Annotated in this window: 23 protein-coding genes; 18 read left to right on the top strand and 5 right to left on the bottom strand. The window is 57.5% G+C overall.

The genetic code is table 11. The annotated features are described in order from the left end of the window. Positions 1–4 precede the first annotated feature (4 nt). On the top strand, positions 5–1,465 hold the full coding sequence (locus J3B00_RS12135; RefSeq protein ID WP_245362538.1) for a 3-sulfolactaldehyde dehydrogenase: 1,461 nt from the start codon (positions 5–7) through the stop codon (positions 1,463–1,465). A gap of 160 nt (positions 1,466–1,625) precedes the next feature. Here J3B00_RS12135 and J3B00_RS12140 read toward each other — a convergent pair whose 3' ends face one another. The 3 genes from J3B00_RS12140 to J3B00_RS12150 form a co-directional block, all read right to left on the bottom strand. After that, complete coding sequence (locus J3B00_RS12140; RefSeq protein ID WP_209867734.1) at positions 1,626–5,705, bottom strand: DEAD/DEAH box helicase; 4,080 nt, start codon at positions 5,703–5,705, stop codon at positions 1,626–1,628. A gap of 204 nt (positions 5,706–5,909) precedes the next feature. After that, the gene (locus J3B00_RS12145; RefSeq protein ID WP_209867735.1) at positions 5,910–6,761 is read right to left on the bottom strand and encodes an ABC transporter permease subunit; all 852 of its coding nucleotides are present in this window, start codon (positions 6,759–6,761) and stop codon (positions 5,910–5,912) included. Beyond that, the gene (locus J3B00_RS12150; protein ID WP_209867736.1) at positions 6,758–7,762 is read right to left on the bottom strand and encodes an ABC transporter substrate-binding protein; all 1,005 of its coding nucleotides are present in this window, start codon (positions 7,760–7,762) and stop codon (positions 6,758–6,760) included. Before J3B00_RS12150 ends, J3B00_RS12145 begins: the two co-directional genes overlap by 4 nt. Positions 7,763–7,912: 150 nt before the next feature. On the opposite strand from J3B00_RS12150, the gene J3B00_RS12155 reads away from it, so the two are divergent. The 3 genes from J3B00_RS12155 (at position 7,913) to J3B00_RS12165 (ending at position 10,945) form a co-directional block, all read left to right on the top strand. After that, positions 7,913–8,752: an amidohydrolase family protein gene (locus J3B00_RS12155; RefSeq protein WP_209867737.1), complete on the top strand. Its 840-nt coding sequence runs from the start codon at positions 7,913–7,915 to the stop codon at positions 8,750–8,752. Position 8,753: 1 nt separating this feature from the next. Beyond that, complete coding sequence (locus J3B00_RS12160) at positions 8,754–9,557, top strand: enoyl-CoA hydratase-related protein (protein WP_209867738.1); 804 nt, start codon at positions 8,754–8,756, stop codon at positions 9,555–9,557. A gap of 83 nt (positions 9,558–9,640) precedes the next feature. Next, positions 9,641–10,945, top strand: a complete 1,305-nt coding sequence (locus J3B00_RS12165) for an MFS transporter (RefSeq protein ID WP_209867739.1) — start codon at positions 9,641–9,643, stop codon at positions 10,943–10,945. Here J3B00_RS12165 and J3B00_RS12170 read toward each other — a convergent pair. Then, positions 10,890–11,519: a helix-turn-helix domain-containing protein gene (locus J3B00_RS12170; RefSeq protein WP_209867740.1), complete on the bottom strand. Its 630-nt coding sequence runs from the start codon at positions 11,517–11,519 to the stop codon at positions 10,890–10,892. The genes J3B00_RS12165 and J3B00_RS12170 overlap by 56 nt on opposite strands. A gap of 133 nt (positions 11,520–11,652) precedes the next feature. On the opposite strand from J3B00_RS12170, the gene J3B00_RS12175 reads away from it, so the two are divergent. From J3B00_RS12175 to J3B00_RS12200, 6 genes are all read left to right on the top strand, one after another. Beyond that, a complete protein-coding gene (locus tag J3B00_RS12175) occupies positions 11,653–12,417 on the top strand; it encodes an SDR family NAD(P)-dependent oxidoreductase (protein ID WP_209867741.1) in 765 nt (254 codons plus the stop codon). 89 nt (positions 12,418–12,506) lie between these two features. Next, the gene (locus tag J3B00_RS12180; protein ID WP_209867742.1) at positions 12,507–14,144 is read left to right on the top strand and encodes an AMP-binding protein; all 1,638 of its coding nucleotides are present in this window, start codon (positions 12,507–12,509) and stop codon (positions 14,142–14,144) included. A gap of 1 nt (position 14,145) precedes the next feature. Next, positions 14,146–14,916: a crotonase/enoyl-CoA hydratase family protein gene (locus J3B00_RS12185; RefSeq protein ID WP_209867743.1), complete on the top strand. Its 771-nt coding sequence runs from the start codon at positions 14,146–14,148 to the stop codon at positions 14,914–14,916. 42 nt (positions 14,917–14,958) lie between these two features. Continuing rightward, positions 14,959–16,152, top strand: a complete 1,194-nt coding sequence (locus tag J3B00_RS12190) for an acetyl-CoA C-acyltransferase (RefSeq protein WP_209867744.1) — start codon at positions 14,959–14,961, stop codon at positions 16,150–16,152. 61 nt (positions 16,153–16,213) lie between these two features. Beyond that, the gene (locus tag J3B00_RS12195) at positions 16,214–17,152 is read left to right on the top strand and encodes a transporter (protein WP_209867745.1); all 939 of its coding nucleotides are present in this window, start codon (positions 16,214–16,216) and stop codon (positions 17,150–17,152) included. 454 nt (positions 17,153–17,606) lie between these two features. After that, entirely contained in the window at positions 17,607–18,116 is a 510-nt protein-coding gene (locus tag J3B00_RS12200) for a ProQ/FinO family protein (RefSeq protein ID WP_209867746.1), read from the top strand. A gap of 122 nt (positions 18,117–18,238) precedes the next feature. On the opposite strand, the gene J3B00_RS12205 is transcribed toward J3B00_RS12200, so the two are convergent. Then, positions 18,239–18,733 (bottom strand): Na+/H+ antiporter NhaA, encoded by a 495-nt coding sequence (locus J3B00_RS12205; RefSeq protein WP_348635944.1) that lies wholly within the window; start codon positions 18,731–18,733, stop codon positions 18,239–18,241. Between the two features lie 364 nt (positions 18,734–19,097). Between J3B00_RS12205 and J3B00_RS12210 the strand changes: the two genes are divergently transcribed. The 8 genes from J3B00_RS12210 (at position 19,098) to J3B00_RS12245 (ending at position 26,099) form a co-directional block, all read left to right on the top strand. Next, positions 19,098–19,838 carry an ArpA protein gene (locus J3B00_RS12210; protein WP_209867747.1) on the top strand — a complete coding sequence of 247 codons (741 nt, stop codon included), beginning with the start codon at positions 19,098–19,100 and terminating at the stop codon, positions 19,836–19,838. 13 nt (positions 19,839–19,851) lie between these two features. Beyond that, the gene (locus tag J3B00_RS12215; protein WP_209867748.1) at positions 19,852–20,310 is read left to right on the top strand and encodes a VOC family protein; all 459 of its coding nucleotides are present in this window, start codon (positions 19,852–19,854) and stop codon (positions 20,308–20,310) included. Continuing rightward, positions 20,307–20,753 carry a DUF3291 domain-containing protein gene (locus J3B00_RS12220; RefSeq protein ID WP_209867749.1) on the top strand — a complete coding sequence of 149 codons (447 nt, stop codon included), beginning with the start codon at positions 20,307–20,309 and terminating at the stop codon, positions 20,751–20,753. Before J3B00_RS12215 ends, J3B00_RS12220 begins: the two co-directional genes overlap by 4 nt. 8 nt (positions 20,754–20,761) lie before the next feature. After that, positions 20,762–21,637, top strand: a complete 876-nt coding sequence (locus tag J3B00_RS12225; protein ID WP_209867750.1) for an iron-containing redox enzyme family protein — start codon at positions 20,762–20,764, stop codon at positions 21,635–21,637. Further along, on the top strand, positions 21,634–22,869 hold the full coding sequence (locus tag J3B00_RS12230; protein WP_209867751.1) for an ATP-grasp domain-containing protein: 1,236 nt from the start codon (positions 21,634–21,636) through the stop codon (positions 22,867–22,869). Before J3B00_RS12225 ends, J3B00_RS12230 begins: the two co-directional genes overlap by 4 nt. A 45-nt stretch (positions 22,870–22,914) precedes the next feature. Further along, the gene (locus J3B00_RS12235; RefSeq protein ID WP_209867752.1) at positions 22,915–24,168 is read left to right on the top strand and encodes a cation:proton antiporter; all 1,254 of its coding nucleotides are present in this window, start codon (positions 22,915–22,917) and stop codon (positions 24,166–24,168) included. A 59-nt stretch (positions 24,169–24,227) separates the two neighbouring features. Beyond that, positions 24,228–25,097, top strand: coding sequence for an EamA family transporter (locus tag J3B00_RS12240; RefSeq protein WP_209874810.1), 870 nt, complete (start codon positions 24,228–24,230; stop codon positions 25,095–25,097). 69 nt (positions 25,098–25,166) lie between these two features. Further along, on the top strand, positions 25,167–26,099 hold the full coding sequence (locus tag J3B00_RS12245; RefSeq protein WP_209867753.1) for a LysR family transcriptional regulator: 933 nt from the start codon (positions 25,167–25,169) through the stop codon (positions 26,097–26,099). The last annotated feature ends 24 nt before the right edge of the window (positions 26,100–26,123 follow it).

Raw genomic sequence — 26,123 nt, forward strand, 5'->3', positions numbered from 1 at the left:
ACTGATGCTCGAACTCAACGATCCTTCCTTGCTCAAACAACAGGCATTCATCGACGGCCAATGGGTCAATGCCGACTCTGGCGCAACCTTTGCGGTCACCAACCCGGCTACCGGTGAGACGCTTGCCCGCATACCGCAGATGGGCGCGGCGGAAGCCGAGCGTGCGGTGCTCGCTGCGCACCGTGCCTTCAAGCAGTGGAAGCGCACTACTGCCAAGCAACGTGCCGAGCTGCTGCAACGCTGGTACGCCCTGATGCTCGAGCATCAGGAGGACCTCGCCCGCTTGCTCACCGCCGAGCAGGGCAAGCCCCTCGCCGAAGCACGTGGCGAGCTGAGCAACGGCATGTCGTTCGTGCAGTGGTTTGCCGAAGAAGCCAAGCGTGTGTACGGCGACACCATTCCTCAGCCCTCGCCAGACAAACGCATCCTGGTCACCAAGGAGCCGATCGGCGTTGCGGCGGCCATCACACCGTGGAATTTCCCCCACGCGATGATCACCCGCAAAGTGGCGCCGGCACTCGCTGCGGGTTGCTCGATGGTGTTGCGGCCGGCCAGCCAGACCCCGCTGTCGGCGCTGGCGCTGGCAGCCTTGGCCGAACGGGCCGGGATCCCTGCCGGAGTCTTCAGTGTGGTCACCGGTAGCGCCACCCAGATCGGCAGCGTGCTGACCGGCCACCCGCTGGTGCGCAAGTTCAGCTTCACAGGCTCCACGCCGGTGGGCAAGCTGCTGATCGCGCAATGCGCCGAGACGGTCAAGAAGGTCTCGATGGAGTTGGGCGGTAACGCCCCGTTCATCGTATTCGATGACGCTGACATTGATCTGGCGGTGGAAGGCGCGATGCTCTCGAAGTTTCGTAATGCCGGGCAAACCTGTGTCTGTGCCAACCGTATTTACGTACAGGACAGCATCTACGCGCAGTTTGCCGAGAAGCTTGCTAGCGCCGCCGCCGCCTTGCGCCTGGGCAACGGTGTCGATGCCGACGTGACCCAAGGGCCGATGATCGACGAGTCGGCGGTGCGCAAGGTCGAAGAGCACATCAGCGATGCCCTGGAGAAAGGCGCGCGGCTGATCACCGGTGGCCAACGCCACGCCCTGGGGCGCAGTTTCTTCCAGCCGACGGTGCTCACCGAAGTCACCGCGCAGATGAACGTTGCCCACGAAGAAACCTTCGGCCCGCTGGCGCCGCTGTTCCGATTCTCCAGTGAAGATGAGGTGGTGGAGCTGGCCAACGCAACCGAGTTCGGCCTGGCCAGTTACTTCTACAGCCGCGACATTGGCCGGGTGCTGCGCGTCAGCGAGGCGCTTGAATACGGCATGGTTGGCGTCAACACCGCGGCGATCGCCAATGAAATGGCCCCGTTCGGTGGGGTCAAGCAATCCGGCCTTGGCCGCGAAGGGTCCCGCTACGGCATCGAGGATTATCTCGAGATCAAGTACGTCTGCCTTGGCGGTGTCGACCGCTGAAGTGCAGCGCATGCAGGGGCATAAATGCTGCGTGCGACCTTGCCTCTGTAGGCTGGCTTGTGTCGGCGTGGCCGTGCCGGGGCGCCGGGCCGGTCGGAAGCGACTGCGCAGCAGCCCCTGCACTTTCAACTGAATGGCATCAGGACAAGCCCCGCGGAGTTTAGCCTTTGAGTAGCGTCAACAGGGCGTCCGCGTCCAGCTTGGCGCTCATCTCTCCACCCTCCAACAGGCTGTCAGCCAAGTCTCGTTTGCGCCCGTGCAGAGCGACGATTTGCTCCTCAATACTGTGTTCGGCGACCAGTCGGTAAATGGTTACCGGGCGCTGCTGGCCAATGCGATAGGCACGATCACTGGCCTGGTCCTCCACCGCCGGGTTCCACCACGGATCGAGGTGGATCACGTAGTCAGCGGCGGTCAGGTTAAGTCCGCTGCCGCCGGCCTTGAGGCTGATCAAAAATACCTCGCCGCTCCCGGCCTGGAAGGCATTGACGCGGTTTATCCGCTCCTTGGCAGGGGTGCTGCCGTCAAGGTACTGGTAGGCGATGCCTTGCTCATCAAGCCATGCGCGAACAATGCTCAAGTGGTCGACGAACTGGCTGAAAACCAGCGCTTTGTGACGGTTCTCCAGGAGCTCCTCGACGATCGCCATAAACGCCTGGAATTTGCTCCCCGGCAGGGTCGAATCCGGAATCACCAGCGAAGGGTGACAGCAAAACCGCCGCAGACGTGTGATTTCTGCCAGCACCTGCAAGGACCTGCCCGCTCCGGGAGTGACGTTCGCGAGGTTGTCCACCGCTTGCTGACGCAGGGCTTCGTACTGGTGCGCCTCTTCATCGGAGAGGGGCACTTTGTAGGTGATCTCTGTACGTGCCGGCAGTTCATCGAGCACCTGGCTTTTCAGCCGGCGCAGGATAAAGGGCTGGATCAGCGCCTTGAGCGCGCGCCGGGCCGCTGCATTGCCCTGCTCGATGGGGGTAGCGAATCGGCTGGCGAAACTTTCCTGGCTGCCGAGCAGGCTCGGGTTGATAAACCGAAACAGGTTCCACAGCTCGCCCAGGTGATTTTCCAGCGGGGTGCCCGTGGCGACCAGGCGAAAATCAGCCTGCAGTGCCATGACTGCCTGAGAACGTTTGGTCTGGGCATTCTTGATCGCCTGAGCTTCGTCCAGCACCACGCTGCTCCAGTGTTGAGCGGCGAAGGCTGCGCTGTCCTGTTGTAGCAGGCCGTAGCTGGCGATGACCACATCGCCGGGGCCGAGGTCATCCAGGGCGCGATGTTGCTGATACAGCCGCAAGCTGAGCTGCGGTGCGAAACGGGTGCTTTCAGCCTGCCAGTTGAGGGTGACCGAGGTCGGCGCCACGACCAGTTGTGGGCCGCTGGGGGCGCGCTGAAGGAGCAGCGCCAGTGTTTGTACGGTCTTGCCCAGGCCCATGTCGTCGGCCAGACACGCACCGACGCCCCACTGTGCCAGGCGTGCCAGCCAGGTATAACCTTCATGCTGGTAGGCGCGCAGATCGGCCTGCAGGGCACGGGGTACCTGAGGTTGGTAGTCGCGTAGCGATTGCAGCTTGTCGAGCTGGGCCTGCCAGCTTTTATCGGTATCGAACTCGCCAACCTCTTCTGCCAATCTGGCGAGCAGCGGTGTGGTCAGCGGACTAAGGCGCAGGCCTTTGTCGCTGATTCGGTCACTCAGGTGTGCAAGCTCGTCAAGGCGCTTGCGCAAGTTGTCATCTAGGGCCAGCCAGTCGCGTTCGTCGAGCCTGAGGAAGCGTCCCGGGCTGGCCTTGAGCAGTTCCAGCAACTGGCGCAACTGGAGCACCTTGCCGTCATCGAGTGCTATCTCGCCTTGCAGGACAAACCAGTCGCCCTGTTGCTTGAGGCCCAGCTTGAGCTCGCGCAGCCCTTTGCGACCTTTGATTCGCATGCGCTCGCCTTCCGGCCAGATGCAGTGCAGCTGATCGCCATCCAGTGCATGGAGTTCGCTGAGCAACTGAAGGGCTTGCTGGGGCTGGTCCAGTTGCCACTCCTGGCCGTCGCTGTCGGCATTGGCCAAGCCGGGGCAGGCTTGCAGGACCTGTTGCAGCGCTTGGCGTTCGCCCGCCAGGTCGCGACACACCTGCAAGGGCTTGCCGTTGCGCTCGCCGAGCAGGTTCTGCGCGCCTTGGCCTGGGCGAAACCAACTGCTCTCGGCCAATGGGCGCACCAGCAGCTGCAAACGCAACCCTTCGGCGAGCGGCAGCAAGTGTGCGTACAGGCGGGTGTCGGCGGGCTCCCGGTCAAGCTGCCCGGCGAGTTCGGGCAGGTCCGAATGAATCGGCAATAGGGGCGCAATAGCGCTGACCGCCTCGATCAACTGCGTTTTGGCTGATTGCGGCACGCTCAACCCATCACCGATGATCTCGCCGATTTGCCGCAGTTGGCGACTCACTGAGTAGACCAGCACGCGAGTCGGGGTTTGCTTGTCCACGTAGAGTGTTTCAGCGGTGACGATACCTGGCGGTTCGAGGTGCAGATGGATCTGCCCGTCTCGCGCCTGCAAGTGCAGGCTGGCTTGGCCTACCTGCAGATCAATGGCGACGTCAGGCGCGTCATGCCAGAACACCGCCGGATGGCCGACCAGCTTGGGCAGGGCAAGACTGGGGGGCAACTCGTATTCGACATAGGAGTGAAACGATTGGTGGATCTGGATAAGGCTGATGGCCTGGCGATCTTGCTCGCAGAGGAAGCCCAGCTGATCGCCTTCGTCCATCAGCCGCTTCAGCGCTACGGGGCGGCCTTTGCTCCACTGCCCCTTGGCACCGAGCTTCTGCTCGCGCGGTTCGAGCTGACTGCTGTAGCTATGCAAATTCAGCAGCCAGGCCAGGCGCGAGGTTTTTTCGCGCGTCTTGGTGGCTGGTGTCTTGTCCGGCTTGAGCTGAGTCAGCGCGCTGAGTGCATGCTGCCAGGCTTCCTGGCGCTGAAGGAGCGCGACCAGGGGTTGCAGGCCAGCGTTTTGATGCAGGTCGGCCAATTGCCGGGGGAGGGCGAATTGCACCGAAATGAGGGCATCGAACTCTGCCGCGAGCCAGGCGTAACCTTGCAGGCTGAGTTGTTCGCGGTACCCTTGCAAGGTTGCTAGCCAGGAGGACTCGCGCGCCTTGGGAGCATCGAGCCAGTACAGTGACAAGGCGAGCAGCAGGCCATCCAGGCCATTGAGCCTGATTGAGTGTACGCCTGGCAGTTGCGGCTTGCTGCCTTGCAACTGTTCGAGCAGAGGCAAGAGCAGCGCGTAGGCGTCGCCGTAGTTTTGCTTGCTGCCCAGAGTGATCGCCTGCTTGAGCGCCGCGTGCTGGCTGGGATCGTTTTCGGCGATGAGCGCCAAGCAATACAACTCGTTAACGATGGGCGGCAGGTCGATCTTGCGTTTCTTGGTCGCTTTACGCTGACTGGTGAGCCAGGCCCGCAGCAATTGCAGGGTCTCCCCGACCTGGCCGCGCAGCATCAACTGCACGGTCTGGCCTGTCAGTTCCTGCGCACCGTACTGCTGCAGAACAGCCCAATCACCGCGCCAGAGTCCCTGCAGCATGAGCTGTAATCCCAGTGCGCTGTATGGCCTTACGTGCATTTCGCGCTGGGCCAATGCATAGCTGCAACCGACCGGCCCCAGCAGGATATTGTTCAGCTCGAGGTGATCCTCGAGCAGCAGCACGCGTAAGGTGTCATTCAGTCGGTCAAGAACTTCCAAACCATCGGGGTCGGCTTGCAGCAGTTGCAGGGGGTGCAGGGCATGTTGATCAGTGGCGGGAAGGATACTGCTGCAGAGGTGCAGCGACCGCTGCAGGCGCTCGCTGTTGCCGTCCAGCAAGTTCAGCCAGAGGTCTTGCACAACCCGTCCCTTGCTGGGAAATTGCCACTGCGTGAGTTCGGGCAGGCTGGCTCTGATCTGTTTTAGCCACAGTGCACAGTCGGAGTCGCTCAGCAGGCTCAGCAACACGCGATTGCGCCGTTGAGGGGCTAGCTTGAAAAAATCCCCCTCGCGGCGCTCCTCCAGCTCAACCCACCCCTGCTGTTGCAGCATCTCCAGCATGGCCGGCAGGTTAGTGGTGTCCAGCAGCCTGCCGCCCGCGTCACGGATACCCATTGCCCGCAGCAGCTTCATCAGTGAAGTTTTGCCTTTGCCGGGGTACGCCGTTACCAGCGCATAAAGCACGGCCATGCAGTTGTCGGGCAGAGAATCAGGGGTGAATGACGGCAAGGACATGCTGGACCTCATTGCAGCGATTGTTGCGTCGAGACCCCGAGCTAGGCGTGGACCGCGACCTGTACTCGCGGCATGGCGTCACCCATGTAGCGAAGAGGCCGTATTTTTTCATCACCCCCAAGGCTTGTCGACCTTTGGCTCAACGCACTGCAGCGTTTTTCTTCCCGACTGTGCGCATCCGCGGTAAGGCGTCGAATGCTACGTTCAACTGCGTTCGCGCTGCCCATACGCCTGGCTGATGCGGTCGATGACCATGGCCAGCGCGACGATCGCCAGGCCTGCTTCGACGCCTTGGCCGACGTTGAGGGTCTGGATCCCGGCCAGCACATCTTCGCCCAGCCCACGGGCACCGATCATCGACGCCACCACCACCATCGACAGGGCCATCATCACCGACTGGTTCAGGCCGGCCATGATGCTCGGCAGTGCCAGCGGCAGGGCGATGCTGCGCAGGCGTTGCCAGCGGTTGGCGCCCAGGCTGCCGGCTGCGCGCAGCAACGAAGGATCGATCTGGCGCATGCCCAGTTCAGTCAGGCGTACCAGTGGCGGCAGGGCATAGATCAGCGTGGCAAATACCGCCGGTACCTTGCCCAGGCCAAACAGCATCAACACCGGGATCAGGTAGACGAACGCGGGCAGTGTCTGCATCACGTCGAGCACCGGCATGATTAGCCGCCGGGCCAGTGGCCTGCTCGCCAGCAACACGCCCAGCGGCACCCCAACCAGCACGCACAAGCCGGTACTGACCATCACCAGGGCGAGGGTTTGCAGCAGTTTGTCCCACAGGCCGAGCATGCCGATCAGCAGCAGCAGGCCTGTCAGCATCAGCGCGCGCGGCAGGCTGCGGCAGGCATGCCAGGCCAGCAGGGCGACCAGCAGCAGAAGCAGCCACCACGGCATCATGCGCAGCAGGTTCTCCAGACCGACCAACAGCTGCAGCAGGGAGTCGGAGAAACTGCGCAGGTGATCGCCGTAGTGCAGTACCAGCCAGTCGACCAGGCGGTTGACGCGTTCGGCGAATGAAAACTGCAACGCTTCGGGAAAACCGCCGTTCACAGTCCGGCCTCGACCTTGCTGGCGACCTCGGCGGGCATCCAGGCTTTCCAGACCGAGGGGTTGTCACGCAAAAACGCTTGGGCCGCCTCGCGCGGTGGCTGGCGGGTTTCACTCATGCGGGCCAAGGCCTTGTTCAAGGTGGCGATGGGCAGGTCGACCTTGCTGAAGGTCTCGACCAGCTCCGGGTACTGCTCACGAAATGCCGCCGAGACACCGATCGACAGTTTCGCCGGCAGTGAACGGCTGCCGCGCGGCGAGGGGTTTTTCGCGTCGGTGAGGGTGGCCCAGGCCTGCGCGTCGAACGGTGGCTCTTCGAGGCGAACCAGCTCGACGCGGCCCATCAACGGCGTGGGGCTCCAATAGTAGAAGAGCACCGGCTGACCACGGCGGATGGCCGAGTTGATCTCGGCATCCAGCGCCGCGCCTGAACCGCTGCGAAAGTTCACGTACTGCTGATCGAGCCCATAGGCTTTGAGTTTCTGGCTATTGACCGTTTCGGAGGTCCAGCCACTGGGGCTGTTGAGGAAGCGGCCCTTGTCTGGCGACTCAGGGTCGCGAAACACCTGCGCGTAGCGCTTGAGGTCATCGACCGTGCGCAAGTCCGGGGCGAGTGCCTTGAGGTTGCGCGCGGGGTCGCCCTTGATCACGTAGGCGGGCACCCACCAGCCTTCTTCAGCATTTTTAACCGTGTCGCCCAGGCTGAACACCTGGCCCGCCTGTTCCGCCTTGACCCAGGCCGGGCTGCGGCCTGCCCACTCTTCGGCGATCACCTGCAAGTCATTGCGGGCGAGGGCGACTTCCATGCTGACGGTGCTGCCGGGGAGGGTGTCGGTGGGGTAGCCGTAACCCTTCTCGACGATCAGGCGCAGCAGTTCGGTGGTCAGCGCGCCGCTTTCCCAGCCGATGGCGCCAAAGTGGATCGGCTTGCGCGCGTCGGCGGCGCTGGCGCCGCACATCACGCTGAGGGTCAGAACCGCCAGTAGCGCTGAAATTCGCTTCATCGTGGGCCTCGTCCAGATTGCCGGTGGGCAGGATTGGGCAAGTGTAGACGAGGGCATTTAGGGTCAGCGCAGACATCCTTGACAGGTCTTGGTCAGCACCCTATAAAGAACATGTTCATAAATGATCAACAACAAAAAGGCTATGATCATATGCGCCGCATTGACCTGCACTGCTACCCCAACACCCAACGCTGGATCGATTGCCAAGGCCCTTACGTAGATGCCCTGGCCAAGTACTGGCATCGCGACTGGAAAGCCAAGACCGAAGAAGAGGTGGTGCGCGAGTTCCAGAGCGCTGGCATCGAAGCGGTACTGGTTGCACTCGACCTGCGCGCGACGATCAACACGGTGCCCTGCGACAACGATTATGTCGCCGCGATGCGCGACCGCCATGACTGCATCATCCAGGCCTGGGGCGCGGTCGAGCCGGCCATGGGCCAGGTGGCAATCGATGAAGCCAAGCACGCGATTCGCGACCTGGACATGCTCGGTTTTCACTTCCACCCGATCATGCAGCACTTCAGTGTCGACGATCAGCGTTACTACCCACTGTGGGAAGAGATCAACGCGCTGAAAGTGCCGGTGATGATCGATGTCGGCATGACCGGTATGGGCGCGGGCATGCCCGGCGGTATGGGCGCCAAGACCCGGCACGCGCACCCGTCCTCCATCGACAACCTGGCGGCGGACTTTCCCGACCTGACCATCATCATGGCCCACCCCGGTTACCCGTGGATCGACGAGACCACGGTGTGCGCCTTGCACAAAGGCAACGTGTTCTGGGAGATGTCTGGCTGGGCGCCGAAGTACCTGCCTGAGGCGCTCAAGCGCGATATTCGTGGACGCCTCAAGCATAAAGTGATGTTCGGCAGCGACTACCCGAGCATTCCCCATGAGCGGTTGTTCAAGGAGTGGAACGAGCTGGGCTACTCCGAAGAAGTGCTCGAGCTGTTCTTCCATAAAAACGCCGAACGCGTGCTGGGGCTCTGATATGGGCGGTGAGCTGCAGCATGTGCTGACCGAGCGGCGCGGGCATGTGCTCTACATTCGCATCAACCGCCCTGAGGTGCGCAACGCCCTGGACCCACTGGCCTATCACCAGTTGAGCCTGGCCTGCGACGAGCTTGAGCGCGACCCCGAGTTATGGCTTGGGGTGCTCACCGGTGACGGCGAGCAGGCGTTCAGTGCCGGTCGCGACCTCAAGCAGCTGGCGGCAATGGCCACTGCCTCCCAGGCGCAACTGGACGGCGAGGCCGCGTTGTGGCAGCGCACCACGCGCCTGACCGACCGTTTCAGCTTTGCCAAACCGTTGATCGCCCGGCTCAACGGCTCTGCCCACGGCGGTGGGCTGGAGCTGGCCCTGGCGTGCGACATCATCGTCGCCGCCGAGCACGCCCAGCTGAGTTTGCCGGAGCCGCGGCGAGGCCTTATCGCCACGGCGGGTGGGGTCCATCGTCTGCCGCGGCAGATCGGCTTGAAGGCCGCGATGGGCTATCTGTTGACGGGGCGCGCGATGACCGCGCAACGCGGCTATGAACTGGGCCTGATCAATGAGGTGGTGCCCGCGCACCTGCTCGATGAGGCGGTGGAGCAATGGGTGGCAGATATCCTCGCCTGCGCGCCGCTTGCAGTTCGTGCCACCAAGGCCTGCGCCATGCAAGGCCTTGATCTGCCACTGGCCGAGGCGGTCAGCCAGCGTTACGAGGCTGAGGAACGGCGCAAGTGCAGCGCCGACAGCCTCGAAGGGCCACGCGCCTTTGCTGAAAAACGACGGCCACACTGGCGAGGATGCTGAACCCTGCACCGGCTTTCACCCGATACGGTACCCTCTCATGGCGGTACCGCTACCTGAATAAAAATAATCACAGGTAACAGGCAATGAATACGTCGCGCATGTTTTATGGCTGGTGGGTCGTGATCGCATCGATCATGGGAATGATCGTCAGCCAAGGCCCGGTCCTGGTATTTACCTTCGGCATCTTCATGAAACCTTTGAGCGCCGAGTTCGGCTGGAGCCGCTCTCAGGTGTCGCTGGGGCTGACCGTGGCAATCCTCAGTGCGGCCTTGTGCACGCCCTGGATCGGTCGGCTGATCGACCGTAAAGGCGCCCGTCAGGTGGCGATTCCGGCACTGCTGCTGTTCGGTGTCGGGGTCATGGGTTTGGGCTTGCTGCCGGCCAACCTGATGCTGTTCTACCTGGCGTTTTGCCTCATCGGCCTGTTGTCGACCGGTGGTACACCCACGGCGTATGCCATGGCCGTCAGTTGCTGGTTCGTGCGTCGGCGTGGCCTGGCGTTGGGCCTGAGCATGGCCGGTATCGGCGTCGGTGCAGCGTTGATGCCGATGCTTGCCCAGCATGCCGTGGCTGCGCTGGGCTGGCGCCCGGCATACGTGGTGATGGGCCTGGTGATCGTGCTGGGCGCGGCGGGCGTAGCATGGCGGTTGAAGAACAAACCGGCTGACCTTGGCCTGTTCCCTGACAACCAGCCGACTGCCGACGGTTTGCCGCACGCGCCGGACAAGGTCGGCCTGAGCGTCGGCGAGGCGGTGCATAGCCGTTCGTTCTGGTTGATCGGCAGTGCGTTCTTCCTGGCAGCACTGGCCATCAATGGCTGCTCGGTGCACTTCGTACCGTTGCTCACCGACCGCGGCGTGCCCGCCGCCGAAGCTGCCAGCATTGCCTCGATCATCGGTATTGCGCTGATTGCCGGCCGCGTCGGGGCGGGCTACCTGCTCGACTACCTGTTCGCGCCGTTGGTCACGGTGTTTTTCTTCATTGGCCCGGTGATCGGCATTCTCTTGCTCTACAGCGGCGCCACTGGCGCGACGGCGATGTTCTGCGCCGCGCTGATTGGCCTGGGCGTCGGTGCCGAGGTCGACCTGATCGCCTACCTGATCGCGCGCTACTTCGGCCTGCGGGCGTTTGGCGAGATCTACGGCTACCTGTTCTGTCTGTTCTGCCTGGGTACCGCGTTCGGGCCACTGCTGATGGGCATTGGCCAGACCCTGCAGGGCAGTTACGACAGCGTGCTGCTGTTGTTTGCCGGCTGCATGGTAGTGGCCTGCGTGCTGATGCTGTGTGTGGGCCGCTACCCAAACCTGCAAGCGCAGGCTGAAGCGCCTGCGGTCAACCCGCCTGCAGGCCATGCATTATCAGGTTCAGGCGCTTCATCAGCTCATTGAGGCCGTCATCCGGCGTCTGTGAGTCGCTCGCCAGCCACATGCGAATCTCCGCTGCCAGCAGGTAGAACATGGTCTTGGCAATCATGCCGTCGTCCTCCTGGCAGCGCACCTCGCCCTGCGCTCGCGCATGGCCGAGGAGGGTGGCGATAGAGTCGATGGTGCGCGCGCGGGTCGCCTGAAAGCGCTCGCTCTGCATCCCCGTTGTATAGAAGGTGATCTCCCGCGTCAGGTCGCGCGCGATCACCTTGTCCTGCCCATAGAACACGAAGAAGTGCTGCAGCGCGTTGCGCAGGTTGTCCAGCAACGGCGCCTCGGCGCGGCACCCGGCAAACGCGCGGGTGGTGAGGTCGTCGAGGTCATCGTTGAACACCAGAAACAACAGGTCGCGCTTGTCGGTGGCATAGAGGAACAGTGTCGACAGCCCGACATCCGCTTCCTGGGCGATCTGCCGCGTGGTGGTCGGCTCGAAGCCGTTTTCGGTGAAGAGTTTTTTCGACGCGGCACGGATCCGCAAAAATTTGTCGAGCTTGTTACGTTCACGCAAACCCAGCGGCGCAGCCGGTTTTTCGTTCATGTCAGACCTTTGATTTTTCTGGTTTTGTCGGGGGGTTCAAAAGCCATCTTAGGGGATGCCTCAGGTGTTGACAAACATTATGATCACGTCTAAAAATGAACGTGTTCTTTTAAAAACAACAACGAGGTAGAACATGTCCACCACTCAGAAAGTCGCACTGGTCACCGGCTCCGCCTCGGGCATAGGCGCTACGGTTGCCATCGCGCTGGCCACCGCCGGTTACGACGTGATCGTCAACTACAGCCGCAGCGAAGCTTCGGCCAAGGCCACTGTCGAAGCCTGCGAAGCGGCCGGTGCGCGCACCATGCTGCTGCAGTGCGACGTGTCGGACGAAGCCAGCGTCAAGGCCATGGTTGCGGCCATCAGCGAGCGTTACAGCCACCTCGATGTGGTGTGCAGCAACGCCGGCGTGTCGATTGATACGCCACCGAAGAAGTTCGACCTGATCGATGTGGAAGATTGGGACCGGGTGTTCGCCGTGAACGTGCGCGGCCTGTTCCTCATCGCCAAGCACACCAAGCCCTTGCTGTTCGAAGCGCAGCGCCCGTGCATGGTCAACACCGCGTCGATCGTGGGCATGCGCCCAGGTGCGCAGCCGCTGCCGTATTCCGCGTCCAAGGCGGCGGTCATCAGCATGACCCAGACCTTGGCCAATGCCCTCGGCCCCAAGGTCCGCGTCAACGCCATCGCGCCAGGCTGGATGGAAGGCGAGTGGATGGAATGGATGCTCGGCGACAACTACGACAAGCTGATGACCCGCCGCGCCCGGGCCACCCCGCTGCAGCGCTGCGTGACCATGCCGGACGTGGCCGAAGTGGTGCTCACCCTGATCGAGCACATGCACTTCGTCACCGGCGAAACCATTGTCATCGATGGCGGCTTCGCCAAGACCACCTGACCTGTCTTTCGGGCCGACGCCGCGCGTCGGCCCTGCATGATCCTTCCAACAATAACGACAACATCGAGGGTTTCTCCATGATGGGATTCGTGCCGTTTCCAGAAAAGTTCGCTGCACACTATCGTGCCCAGGGTTACTGGCAAGACCAGACCCTGGCCAACACTTTTTCCGCCGTCTGCCGCCAGTACGCCGAGCGCATTGCCGTGTGTGATGCGCAGCGTGAAGTCAGCTATGCCGAGCTCGATCAGATCGCCACGCGGCTGGGCCTGAACCTGCTCGACGCCGGCCTGGTGCCCGGCGACATCGTCGTGCTGCAACTGGGTAACGTACTGGAGTTCGTGTTCGTCTACCTGGCCCTGCAGAAGATCGGCGTGCGCCCAATCCTGGCGCTGCACACCCATCGCTACCGCGAACTGCGCCAGTTCGTCGAGCTCTCGGGCGCCACCGCAACGATTACCGCCGACCGCTCCAAGGACTGCGACTTCATCGACATCATCAATCGCGTCCAGGCCGATACCGGCACTATTCGCAGCAAGTTCGTGCTCGGCGCCGTGGCGCAAGGTTTCGTCTCGCTGGGTGATCTGCTGCAGCGCGCGTCCAGCCGAAACCCCGCCGAGATCGAGGCGATCCAGGCAGCCATCGACCCCTGCAGCCCAGCGCTGTTCCTGTTGTCGGGCGGTACCACCGGCATCCCCAAAATGATCCCGCGCTCGCACAACGACTACGCCTGCAATTCGCGCCTGGCCTCGCGCTACACCGGCATCGATGAACATTCGGTGCTGCTCGATGTGCTGCCGATCGCCCACAACCTGCCGCTGGCCTGTCCGGGCTTGCAAGGTTTCATGCTCTGCGGCGCCAAAGTGGTGTTGCATTCAAGCGCCCGCGCCGAAGACGTCTTCGCCCTGATCGAGCGCTTCAAGGTCACCCATATCCACGTGGTGCCGGCGCTGTTGATCATGTGGATGAACGACCCGCAGGTACACGCCTTCAACCTGGACAGCGTGCGCGTGATCCAGTCTGGCGGTCAGCGCCTGCAACCGGAAACCCGCGCGCTGACCGAGCAGGTGCTACGCAACTGCACCGTGCAGGAAAACTTCGGCATGGCCGAGGGCCTGTTGATGTTCGTGCGCCTCGACGACCCGCTGGATGTGCGCCGCGAATCGGTCGGGCGACCGGTGTGCGCAGACGACGAGATCCTCCTGCTCGGTGAGGACGACCAACCTGTGCCGCTGGGCATGCCCGGTGAGCTGTGCTGTCGCGGCCCGTACACCTTGCGCGGCTACTTCAATGCGCCTGAGCACAACGCCCGCGCCTTCACCCCTGACGGCTTCTATCGCTCCGGCGACATGATGCGCGAGCTGCCTTCAGGCAACTATGTGGTCGAAGGGCGCAAGAAAGACCTGATCAACCGCGGTGGCGAAAAGATCTCGGCCGAAGAAATCGAAAACCTGGTGTTGGCCCATCCTGCCGTCACCAACGTGGCCTGCGTGGCCATGCCCGATCCGGTATTGGGCGAGAAGATGTGTGCCTTCGTCATCCTCAAACCAGCGGCGCACCTGAGCCTGGAAGAACTGGTCGGCTACCTGCAGACCCAGGAAATCGCCCGCTTCAAGCTGCCCGAACGCCTCGAACTGGTGGACAGCTTCCCGTTGTCGACCTTCGGCAAAGTGTCCAAGAAAGACCTGGTGGAACGGGTCAGTGCAAAGCTCAAGGAAGAGGCCGCCTGAAATGAGCGACTTTATCCACTACAGCTTTGCAGATGGCATCGTCACCTTGACCCTGTCCGCACCCGAGCAGCACAACGCCCTCAGTCATCAGGCGCAGTTCGATGCCTTTGCCGAGGTCTGTGGGCGCATCAACCGCGACCCCAGTGTGTCGGTGGTGATTCTCACCGGCGCCGGCAAGTCGTTCTGTGCCGGCGGTAACGTCAAGGACATGAAGGCGCGCGCCGGGCTGTTCGCCGGTAGCCCCTACGAGCTGCGTGACAGTTATCGGCACGGCATCCAGCAGATTCCGCTGGCGGTGTACCACCTGGAGGTACCGACCATTGCCGCGGTCAACGGCGCCGCAATTGGCGCAGGCTGCGACCTGGCGCTGATGTGCGACATCCGCATCGCCTCAGAGCACGCGCGTTTCGCCGAAAGCTTCGTGCGCCTGGGCATCGTGCCCGGCGATGGCGGCGCCTGGTTACTGCCACGCGCGCTGAACAACCTGTCACGGGCCTACGAACTGTCGTTCACCGGCGAGACGGTATCCGCCCAGCAGGCGCTTGAATACGGCCTGGTGTCACGGGTGGTCGAGTCGCACGCGCTGTTGCCGACTGCGCAAGAGCTTGCCCGGCGCATTGCTGCCAACCCCGGACATGCATTGCGCTTGACCAAGAAGCTGCTACGCGAAGGGCAGCACACGCGTCTGGAACCGCTGCTCGAACTGTCGGCCGCCTACCAGGCACTGGCCCATCACACCGAAGCCCACCAGGCCATCGTCCAGGCGCTTTGATCTTAGCCGGACGCTGCCTGCAGCGTCTGGCCGGAGGTTTGTATGCACGACGCAGTTATCGTCGCTTACGCGCGGTCCGCCATTGGCAAAGCCTATCGAGGCGCGTTCAATCACACCCCCATGCCCAGCCTGGCGGCGCCGATCATCCAGGCGCTACTCGCGCGCGCCAACGTGAACGGTGCCGAGGTCGATGAGCTGGTCATGGGCTGCGGTCGTCCCGAGGGTACCCAGGGCAAGAACGTCGCGCGCCTCAGCGCCCTGTGTGCCGGGTTGCCAGACAGCGTCGCCGCGCAGACGGTCAGCCGTCATTGCGCGTCTGGCCTGCAGGCTATCGCAAGCGCGGCGCAGCGCATTCAGCTGGGCGAATGTGCAGTGATGCTGGCGCTGGGCGGCGAGTCCATCAGCCTGGTACAGAACGCCCAGACCAACGAGCACTACGGCCAGGACCCATGGCTGTTGCAGCACAGGCCGGATGCCTACATCAGCATGCTGGAAACCGCAGAGCGGGTGGCCCTGCGCTATGGCGTCTCGCGTGCCGACCAGGATGACTACGCCTTGATCAGCCAGCAGCGGGTGGCCCAGGCTCAGCGCGATGGCCTGTTCGCCGAAGAAATCGTACCGTTGGACGTCATTTCGCGCGCCTTGGACAAGGCCTCCTACGAGTACTACGACAAACCCCTGCGCCTCGACCGTGATGAGTGCAACCGACCCGCCACACAGGCCGCACAACTGGCGGCACTTGCTCCAGTGCTGGAAGGCGAGCAGCGCACAGTCACCGCCGGTAACGCCTCGCAGCTCAGCGATGGCGTGGCCGGGTCTGTGCTGATGAGCGCCGATCAGGCCCGCGCCCGTGAGCTCAAGCCGCTCGGCATCTTCAAAGGGTTTGCCAGCGCCGGCTGTGCGCCGGACGAAATGGGCATCGGACCGGTCTTGGCGGTGCCTCGGTTGTTGGCGCGGCATGGCCTGGGTATCGACGATATCGACCTGTGGGAGCTGAACGAAGCGTTCGCTTCTCAAGTGCTGTATTGCCAGCGCGAGTTGGGCATCCCGTTGCAACGCCTCAACGTCAACGGCGGCGCCATCGCCCTGGGGCATCCCTACGGTATGTCCGGCGCGCGGATGGCCGGCCACGTGCTGCTCGAAGGCCGCCGGCGCGGCGCCCGGTTTGTCGTGGTGACCATGTGCGTAGGCGGCGGGCAGGGCGCCGCAGCCCTGTTTGAGGTGTGCCATGACTGACGGTTGACGCCCTGCATCACTCATCGCTGTGTCTCTACAACAACAAAAAGAGGGACGTTCAATGAAGGCTGTTCACATTCGTCTGCTGCACACCGCTGCTGTGCTGATCTGCCTGCAAGGCACGGCCAGCGCTACCGAGGGCAATGGCAACTCCTACCCGCTGGGTGTGGAGACCAACATGTCCGGGATGATGATGCCCGAGGGGCTCACTGCCCTGTTGTACTACACCCATTACGAGGCCTCCCACGTGAAGGCCAACGATGGCAGTGACAACCCCAATATCGCCCGCTATCGGCTCAAGTCCGACACCGTGTCCCTGCGCCTGAGCTATGTCTGGCCCGGGGTGAAATGGCTTGGCGCCAACGTCGAGACCCGCGCCGCGCTCGCCGTCCCCACCCTCGACCTGACCCTCGATGTCGCCCGCCCAGCGCCCTTGGCCCCGCTGGACAAGGGCGGCACCTCCACCGATCTCGGCGACCTCAGTTTTGCCCCGGTGCTGCTCGGCTGGCACGGCAGGACACTGCACCAGACCGCCGGCATCGAAACCTTTTTACCCACCGGTGCCTACGACAAGGACGAACCGGTGAATACCGGCCGCAACTATTACCAGGTAGCGCCGTTCTATGCCGTGACCTGGCTGCCCTCGGCGCAGTGGGAGGCCAGTGCCAAGCTGCGCTATGGCGTCAACAGCAGGAACGACAAGACCGAGTACCGTTCCGGGGACGAACTGACCTTGGAGTTCAGTGGCGGGTATCGTTTCAACCAGGCTTTGAGTGCGGGTATCAACGGGTACCTCTATCGTCAGACTACGGATGACAAGCTTGATGGTGATGTGGTCAATGGCAATGGCAATCGTGGGTCGGTGAATGCCGTGGGGCCGTATGTGATGTACCGGTTTAGCAAGGATTTTGCTGTGGTAGCCAAACTGCAGGAAGAGTTTGGGGCGAAGAACAAGGCTGAGGGGACGCGGATGTGGTTGCAGGCGCGGTTGCCGTTTTGAAGGGTGGCTCTTCTGCAGCTGCGGCTGGATTGAGTACGCCGGGGCTGCTTCGCAGCCCTTTCGCGACACAAGGCCGCTCCCACAGGAGCTGTGCAAACCTACAGATTGGCGCCGGACTGGTCCGAAAGGGGCGCGAAGCGGACCCGGCATTGCAGGCTTGCACGATAAAATCAGCAGTGACATAAAAGCCTTGAAAGGGAGGCGCTCATGCTGCGAGTTGCGGTCAGTAGCAGCACCACAGCCGCGCAAGGCTCACATGTGTTACGGGCTGATTGGCGTGCGATGAGCCAGGACGAGATTGACCGGATTGAGGGGTAGCAGGCGGTCCTGACAGGCAAAAAATTCACGGTGAGTTCAGGCAAACATCGGCGATTCATCCTGTTTCAGCTGCTCCCGAGCGCCATATGGAATATCCTTGCGCTACGCAATCAACTTCGAAGCAGTGAATTGAACGATGGGTTTTGAACAACTAGCAGAGCTACGTGACCGCCTCAGGTCGGAAAAACAGCAGGCAAAGGCCGATAGCGCACCAACCCCCAAGCGCAAGTCCTCCCCGCAGGCCAAGCCTCGCGAGCAGGATCCGGCAGTGGAAGCGATCTGGCCATTGCAGAAGCATTTTCCATTGGCTTTCCCTGTCAATCCGGCCCCCAAAGTGCCGCTCAAGGAGGGTATCTTCAAGGATGCCGAGCAACACCTTGAGCTGCTCGGATTGACCCGCGAACAGCTTAAGCTGGGCATCTCGACCTGGTGTCGGGGAAGTCGCTACTGGGCAAGCATGGTGGAGGATGCACCGCGCCTTGACTTGAATGGGCAAACTTCTGGCACAGTGACTGCAGCACAGGCGCTGTATGCGAAGCATCAAGCTTCGCGGCAACGCAGCCAGGGCCGAAAAAATCGTGTGAAGTCGAAAGCGGATGTCCCGGCCTCTGCCGCGGTTACCACGGCGGAGCAGACTACGGACTGAGTTCGTCGCGCTCTGCCTTGTGCTTCTTCAGCACCCTAGCTCAGGGGTCAAGCACAGCAGGCATGAAGTTCTCGTCAGAGACCTACATCAAAGGAGGCGCCGCAAGGCGCCTCCTTTGTTTTTCAAGCTAAACGCTTGGGCGCAAAGCGCAAGATCAAACAGGCAATCACCGCCGAAACCAGCGAGCCGAGCAACGTGCCGATCTTCGCCTGATCAATCAGCGCCTGCTGCCCAGGAAACGCCAGCTCGCCAATGAACAGGCTCATGGTAAAGCCAATCCCGCAGAGCATCGCCACACCATAAACCTGCAGCCAGCTAGCCCCCTGAGGCTTGGACGCCAAGCCGGTCTTCACCGCCAGCAGCACCCCTGCGAACACGCCGAGCTGTTTGCCCAGCAGCAACCCCAAGGCCACGGCCAGCGGCAGCGGTGCCAGTGCATCACTCAGGTTCAGGTGGGTGAACGACACCCCGGCATTGGCAAAGCCGAACACCGGCACGATCAGAAACGCGACCCACGGCGCGATGCCATGCTCGAGGGTCAGCAGCGGGCTCTTGCTGTCGCCGGCGGTGTAGGGGATGAGCAAGGCACCGACAACGCCGGCAATGCTTTCGTACACAGCCTAGAGCTGGGTGAAGTACCAGAGAACAGCCAATGTGATCAGGTGGAGCCGCAATACTTTATGGTAGCTAATGATAACTTGCATGTGAAAGCGTAGGGCTAATATAGGATGATGTCTAAGATTTGCATGTGTGACAGATATTGTAAGTGACTGGGAAGTCACGCTAAGGGTAATTGATGCATGAAGTACAAGCTGTATTGACTCTAACAAACCAAGTAGTTCGAATTGAGCTTGGTGAGTGAGATTGACGTGTTTTGGGAATTAATTCAATTCCATGACAGGGGCTAATGCCGCAGGAGGGAATCAGTTAGGATCCAGCTTCGGTCGTGATATTAATTTTCGCGCCATCGGAGACTCTCTCATGTTAAATAATAAAATTGCTCAAGCGGCTCTGATCGATGTTCTGAACTCTAATCCGTTTGCTGGGCGTGATTTGTTTTGGGAACAACACCGCTTTGCACGTGACGGGTATCTAAAGATTAATCACCTAATGGATCCTCTGGTGCGAGATCACGTTTCAGAGGACGTAAAGTACTTGTTGGCAAATTACTCTAAGCGTCGTGACTTTCTAATCGAGTCCACAGGTAACACGCCCAGGCATCTGAGTAATGTACCTCAGGATAAAATTGAAAAGTATGGGGCGTTTATTCCTGTGGCTTATTCATCAAGGTATTTGATGGGTTTGGTTGAAAGCATTGTGAGAGAGGAGGTGATTGCTACGCCTTGGAAGTGGGATAACTACATAATTAATTGTCAGCATAAGTCAGGTGACACTCATGGGTGGCACTGGGGCGACTATCCCTACACAATAATTTGGATTGTTGAAGCTCCTGAGATTGAGGCGGGAGGTTTGCTGGAGTGTGTCCCTCATACGCACTGGGATAAGAAAAATCCGCGGATTGAAAATCTATTGATTGACAATAAGATCGAATCTTACTTCCATTTAACTGGTGATGTGTATCTCCTAAAGGCGGATACGACTCTGCACAGAGTCAAGCCCATCACGGAGAATGTAACAAGGATAATCCTAAATACAACTTGGGAGCGTGCCCGAGATATAAATCGAGTAGTTGAACATGAAACGTTCGTGTTTCGCGATTGAATGGTGATGTCTCATGGGAAGGGTTAAGTATTCGCACACGAATCTCGTAGCTACTGATTGGAAACGAATAGCCAATTTCTACATCAATGTTTTTGACTGTGTGCAGGTGGGACCGATACGGCGGCTTAGAGGTGATGCAATCGCTGCCGGTACTGGACTTGATGATCCTGAAATCGAGGGCGTTCACTTGCGGTTACCCGGTAATGGGAATGATGGGCCCACGCTCGAAATCTTTCAATATAAGAAAATATCATGTGAAGCAGAGCGGGTGGCAAATTCGCGTGGATTAACACATCTGGCTTTTGAAGTTGCAGATATGGAGGATGTATGTTCTAAAGTTATACGAAACGGGGGTTGGATGCTGGGTTCGTTAGCAAGGCAGCTAATTGTCGGGGTGGGAACGTGCACCTTCATTTATGTCAGGGACCCGGACAGAAATATAATTGAAATTCAAGTTTGGGAGGAAGCATGACCAAGGTATTAGCTCAGTTTGATTTAGTGGCGCCTAAATATCCGAAGGGCAATGGTTTAATGGATCCATTTTACTCTTCTGCTTCTTATGTTAATGGCTTGGCAGAGGCGCATCCAGGGTTTGTTTGGAGGGAAAAAAATGAAGACTTAGAATTGCTCAAGGAGTTATGGGGTGAGGGATATCTCTATACCCTCTCTGTCTGGTCAGATGTTGAGTCGCTTAAAGGATTTCTCTTCAATACTCCGCATGTAGAATTTATGCGTCGGGGACGTGACTGGTTTAATCCATGGGTTCAGCCGCGATTAGTGTTGTGGTGGATAGATCAAGGTAGCATTCCAACACTTCATGATGCACACGAGCGCTTGACCTTGCTTTATGAGCGAGGTCCTTCATACGAGGCATTCGATTTACATAGCTGTGACTTCCCGGTTTCAATGTATTAGGAGTGAATATGAGTGCGCTGGATAGAAATGTACAGATGAAATTGTCGAACTATTATCGGGTTTTTTTAGGTGATCCCGCAAGGCTGGTTGCTCACCAAGAGGGGATACGGTTGCTTAGAGAGGACGTTGAGAGCTTGGAGGATTGTTGGAATGCGGAGGAAGAAGCTGGGATTAGTGGACTTGATTTGCCCAGATCTCAGGCTGAGTTTTTAGAATGGTATTTGATGTTTGAGAAAAAGATGAATGCCGACATTCAGTACTTTATCGATTACATGAGGTGTTGCGCAAGTGCGGAAGAGGTTGCTTATTACATATGCATGGAAGAAATGGTTGACGGTTCTTTTGATGACCTGATGGCTATGGTGCAATTAGGGATGCCCATTAACTGCAAGATGATTGCTGGTGAGAACTACTGGGATGAGATGGGGGGTGGTGACTATTCTGCAGTGCACACGACCATGTTTAAAACGTCTTCGGCTTATATGAGAAGGATTTTGAATGGTAAGGATGTTTCTATAGATAGTCCAAGTACAGAGTGTTTGATGAATGGGAACATTCTGCTGATGTGGGCTCTTCGCAGAGAATACAATATACGCTTGGTAGGTGCTATGGGGCTCGTAGAAGGTTCTGCTCCAGTTCGATTCGGAGCTACAACGGCTGCAATGGAGCGTCTTGGTCTGCCCAAGGAAGTTGTCGCGTATCACAAGGCTCATATCAGTATTGATACACATCACAGTAGGGCCTGGTATGAATCCTTGCTTAAACATTACTCTAGCTGTGGGGGCGCGGTTTTAAGAGAGCTGGCCTTGGGTGTGAGTATTAGGTACAACGTTGCTATCAGGTATTACAAGTATATGTATGGTGCAATGCGGAGCTTATCATGAAGGATGTGATTCGTGCTGTGGTAGTGGTTGATCCGATCGGGTCTGCATTTAAATATGGGTGCGAGATTAGATCAATGGGGTATCAAGCTGTCGCACTGATAACCAAAAATAGATATTCTGAGGGATTAAATAAGTTTCATAACGTTTCTGGTTATGAAGTGGTTTTGTTTTCCTCAACTCTAGAGGAGGCAGTCGCGGTCCTCTCAGACTTCCAGGTGCGTGCAGTGATACCTGGCTCCGATGTTGGGATAACAATGTCGGACAATCTTGCTGAGTATCTATCATTGCTAGGTAATTCAACTGAGACTAGTTTGGCCAGATTTGATAAGTTGGAAATGAAACTGCGCCTCGGTCAATTTGGGGTGCGATCAACTCCAGCTCATAGCTTGTCTATTGATGGTCTCATAAAGGGGCATGAGTTGAATCTACCTTACCCTGTAGTAGTCAAGCCAACTCAGGGTACTGGTAGCAGGAATGTAAGAGTTTGCTGTTCTAGGAGTGATGTATATAAAGCGCTCGCGGCTATCGAGACAGTTGAGTCGGCTTTGCCTGAGCCGGATAGACAGGTGTTAGTAGAGGAGTATATACCAGGCACTGAATATTTTGTGGTAACGGCTAATCTAGGACGTCCGAATTTTAAGCGAATGCTATGTTTTGCAGAATATGAAAAAATTCAAGTTGGGGATAATCCTAGTGTTTACAGAAATATTCGATCAATTGCAACGGATAGTGAGAAGGCTAGAGAGGTATTTTCATATGTCTGTGATATCAATTCTGCCATAGGCGCCGACTTCGGTATCAATGATGTTGAGCTGAAGATTAATACGGCTGGGGTTTTTGTTATAGAACAAAATGGTAGGCTGCCCGGCGCTAACGTACCTGTGTTGATTGAGAAGTGTACTGGGCTGAATTGCTACCGTTTGAATGTAGATATCTTTTTGAGTAAAGCATGTCTTGAGTTATCACCACCGTGCTATTCGAGGCACTTTTGTGTGTGCTGCCTGATAACTGAGGAAGCAGGGGTAATGGGCGAGGTTGAAGGTATTGGGCTGGTCGAATCACTAGAGTCTTTTGATGCGCTACAACTTATGGTGTCGGCCGGTGAGCATGTGCGCGCGACCCAAGACTTTCTCTCTGCATGGGCGTTTGTATACTTGATACATGAGGATCCTTGGGTGTTGCGTAAGGATTCTGAGCGTGTGCACGCTTCTTTGAGGATGAGATTGGCTTAGTGGTGTGATGGGTTTTATCGTATAGGTCGCCTAGGGAGAGGTGCAGTGAGCTGGATCATATTTATTTGCTTCATGCTCCTTGTCGCGGAAGTACTAGGCCGTTTGGCGACAGCGCTTGGGCAGAGCAGGGTCATCGGTGAGATAGCCGCTGGTGTAGTACTGGGGCCTATAATTTTGGGAGGATTTTTTCATGAGGCCTCATCGCTAATTATTACAGGTGGAGACGATGTAATTAGAGGTCTTAGTGAATTAGCACTTATACTGATGATTTTTGAAGTCCCTTGGCATGTTTCAAGGTTGGAAAGTCGTGAGTGTAAGGTAAAGAATTCGTCGAAACTTGTGATATCGTTATTTGGAGTCATTATTCCTTTTGTAACGGGTGCTGTGATTGGAGCCTGGTCGTGGGACAAAATTGCACCGACGCAGCCATATTGGCAATACATAATCTTTTGTGGAGTTGTACTATCGGTAACGGCCCTTCCAGTTCTGATTCGGTTGATAGAGTCAAATCTAGCTGTTGATCGCCAAGCCGCCAGTCTAGCCTTGGGGGTGGCGGTTTATACAGATGTTTTCGGTTGGCTTGCTTTGGCGATAGTTCTAGCTTTTGAATATACAGATAGCTGGGGCGTGCTTTGGACATCGTTGGAAGTAGGCTGCTTTATATTGGTCGGTGCTGCTTCTTTATTAGTGGTCAGGCCATGGTTTAACGATTCATCTATTTTAAGTGGAGTGCAAGGGAAGACCAAAATACTTGTCGTGCTTTTATGCTGTCTTACCATGTCGGAACTTACTGCCCGGCTCGGGTTTCATCATGCGATTGGATCCGTGATCTCTGCCTATGTGTTTCGCGATGTACCTGGGGTCAAGAGGCTTTGGAAGAAGTGGATCGGAAGGTTTAGCGCTATATTGCTAACGCCTCTATTCTTTGTTTATTCGGGCATGCAAGTTAAGTATGAGGTTCTTGTTGGAGTTGATGTATGGGTCTGGGGGGCGGTTTTTTTTCTCGGTGGGACGGCTGGGAAAGTCGCAGGATCCTATATTGGCGGTCGGTTAATCGGATTGGGAGGGAGGTCTTCGTTGGAGTTGGGTATTTTGATGAACACTAAAGGTCTTATTGAACTGGTAATTTTAAATGTAGGATTGCAGGAGGGTATCTTGTCAGACATTTCCTATAGTGTGCTTTTGTTGATCTCACTGGTGTCAACCATGTTGACATTGCCGCTCATAAGACTTTCTAATTGCCTGGGATTTTCTTCCGTAGGCGATCGGGACAATCAGAACGGACGCTTTAGGGATTAAATAGTTGGAGGTTGGGCATTTGCTTGTGGTTCAAGGCGAAAATAAAAAGGGAACATGCTTTGGATATATTAATGGGGTTGCTTGCTGCAGTTTCTTGGGGGGTTACCGACTTTTTGGTTGGCGTGAATGCAAGAGTATTGGGAGTTAGAAGATCCGTGTTTCTTGGGCAGTTGATCGGGCTCTTTTTAATGAGTGTAATTGTGTTTTTATCCGCTAGTCAGTTCGGCAGGTTGTTATCCGCGCCGCCAGGAGCGCTGTTGTTCGGGCTTGCTGCCGCAATTAGTACTGTGGTTGGAGCACTTTTTCTCGCAAAGGCTTTCGCCGTTGGGCGAACATCTATAGTGGCCCCGCTCGTCACAACATACGGCGTCTTCACTACCTTCCTTTCGTGGATGACAGGTGAGTATCTCTCAGTTTGGCAGTTATTAGGAATTGTAACCTGTTTTTTTGGAGTGTTATTGGTGACTTCTAAGGTCGATGGTGGAAGTGGTGCCTCCAAAATTAAGTCTGGGATGTCAGTTATTTATTCATTGCTAGCTGCTGTATGTTACGGTGCAAGCTTTTGGGTGCAGGGGAGATTTTCATTGCCCGCTATTGGGCCGATAAATATGCTATGGCTTTCGTACTGTGTTGGTGTGATTTTCTTATGGCGAGAAACTCTTGATCTTTTTAAGAGCAAAATAAGCGCTGACTTTAAAGTTCTGGGTTTGCTTTGCGGATCTAGCTTGTCTAATTTGAGTGGGTTCGCTGCTTTCTCCCTCGGCGCGACTAACGGAGCTGTTTCAGTGGTTACTATGATTAGCACGTTATCTGGGGGTATTGCTTCTGTTTTAGGTTGTATTTTCTACCGCGACAAACTGTCAATGCTACAAATAGTTGGTATTTTTTTTGTACTCTTAGGAGCGGTATTTATTCACTTCTATGGCTGATTGGTATTTCACGGTGAGCTGTTTTTTGAATATGATCTAAATCATATATTTAAACGAGTGGTCGTTGAGATGGAATCTAAAGGCTATCTTCCTAAAGAACATGTTGAAATGTTGCCCTGCATGGCTGCATTTGCAGTGGTTTTTGAAACTGGCAGCTTCGTAGATGCTTCGGCCCGCCTGGGCTTAACTGCCTCAGCAGTAAGCAAGCAGGTTTCTAAGTTAGAGGATGCACTGTCATTACGTCTACTTGAGCGTACGACCAGGCAGCTGAAAGTTAATGCTGAGGGCGCTGAGATTTATGGGCACTGTAAAGAGCTATTGGAGCGTTCCGCTAGTGTATTTCGCTTGACAGAGCGTTTTCTTGAAAAGCCTCAAGGATTGATTAGAATAGCAGTAAATCGTTCATTGTATGGCGTATGTAGTCAGGTTATTCCTGGCTTTCTACAACAGTACGCAGGCGTTAACGTAAAGCTTGTGGCGTGTGATGGTGGTTTCGATTTTATTGCGGATTGCATTGATATCGGTGTAGTAGTGACAGACAACCCTCCTTTAGGTGTAATTGCTAGTAAATTATTTAAGATGAATTTTGAGGTTTGCGCTTCTATTAATTATCTGAATAAAGAAGGCTGGCCGCTACACCCGTCGGAATTGTCTTCTCATAGCTGTCTGTCTTTCTCGGATCTCGCTAAGAACTACCGTTGGAAGTTTAGCTCTATACAAGAAGAGTGTGAGGTGAAGGTAACAGGGCGGTACCTGTCCGACAGTCCTGAAGCCGTTTTGGAAGCCGCTATTTCTGGTTTGGGTATCTCATGTCTTCCTACACATTTGGTCGTATCGCCCTTTGCTGAAAAGCAGTTAGTTCCGCTTTTTCCTGGGTGGGAATACCAAGGGTCACTCCAAGGCATGACTTGGGTTGTTTATCAACCCGGTCGTCACATTTCTCAAAGAATTAAATTGATGGTAGCTCATCTCACCAAAGAGTTGCGCGCTTTGGAGACTTGAGTGTGTGGGTTGGATTTGTCATGT

Source organism: Pseudomonas sp. BP8, from assembly GCF_017875955.1.
GTDB lineage: Bacteria > Pseudomonadota > Gammaproteobacteria > Pseudomonadales > Pseudomonadaceae > Aquipseudomonas.

Coding starts and splice junctions, on each gene's coding strand:
- J3B00_RS12135 (WP_245362538.1), top strand. CDS start 5: ATGCTCGAACTCAACGATCCTTCCTTGCTCAAACAACAGGCATTCATC.
- J3B00_RS12140 (WP_209867734.1), bottom strand. CDS start 5,705: ATGTCCTTGCCGTCATTCACCCCTGATTCTCTGCCCGACAACTGCATG.
- J3B00_RS12150 (WP_209867736.1), bottom strand. CDS start 7,762: ATGAAGCGAATTTCAGCGCTACTGGCGGTTCTGACCCTCAGCGTGATG.
- J3B00_RS12155 (WP_209867737.1), top strand. CDS start 7,913: ATGCGCCGCATTGACCTGCACTGCTACCCCAACACCCAACGCTGGATC.
- J3B00_RS12160 (WP_209867738.1), top strand. CDS start 8,754: ATGGGCGGTGAGCTGCAGCATGTGCTGACCGAGCGGCGCGGGCATGTG.
- J3B00_RS12165 (WP_209867739.1), top strand. CDS start 9,641: ATGAATACGTCGCGCATGTTTTATGGCTGGTGGGTCGTGATCGCATCG.
- J3B00_RS12170 (WP_209867740.1), bottom strand. CDS start 11,519: ATGAACGAAAAACCGGCTGCGCCGCTGGGTTTGCGTGAACGTAACAAG.
- J3B00_RS12175 (WP_209867741.1), top strand. CDS start 11,653: ATGTCCACCACTCAGAAAGTCGCACTGGTCACCGGCTCCGCCTCGGGC.
- J3B00_RS12185 (WP_209867743.1), top strand. CDS start 14,146: ATGAGCGACTTTATCCACTACAGCTTTGCAGATGGCATCGTCACCTTG.
- J3B00_RS12190 (WP_209867744.1), top strand. CDS start 14,959: ATGCACGACGCAGTTATCGTCGCTTACGCGCGGTCCGCCATTGGCAAA.
- J3B00_RS12195 (WP_209867745.1), top strand. CDS start 16,214: ATGAAGGCTGTTCACATTCGTCTGCTGCACACCGCTGCTGTGCTGATC.
- J3B00_RS12200 (WP_209867746.1), top strand. CDS start 17,607: ATGGGTTTTGAACAACTAGCAGAGCTACGTGACCGCCTCAGGTCGGAA.
- J3B00_RS12210 (WP_209867747.1), top strand. CDS start 19,098: ATGTTAAATAATAAAATTGCTCAAGCGGCTCTGATCGATGTTCTGAAC.
- J3B00_RS12215 (WP_209867748.1), top strand. CDS start 19,852: ATGGGAAGGGTTAAGTATTCGCACACGAATCTCGTAGCTACTGATTGG.
- J3B00_RS12220 (WP_209867749.1), top strand. CDS start 20,307: ATGACCAAGGTATTAGCTCAGTTTGATTTAGTGGCGCCTAAATATCCG.
- J3B00_RS12225 (WP_209867750.1), top strand. CDS start 20,762: ATGAGTGCGCTGGATAGAAATGTACAGATGAAATTGTCGAACTATTAT.
- J3B00_RS12230 (WP_209867751.1), top strand. CDS start 21,634: ATGAAGGATGTGATTCGTGCTGTGGTAGTGGTTGATCCGATCGGGTCT.
- J3B00_RS12245 (WP_209867753.1), top strand. CDS start 25,167: ATGGAATCTAAAGGCTATCTTCCTAAAGAACATGTTGAAATGTTGCCC.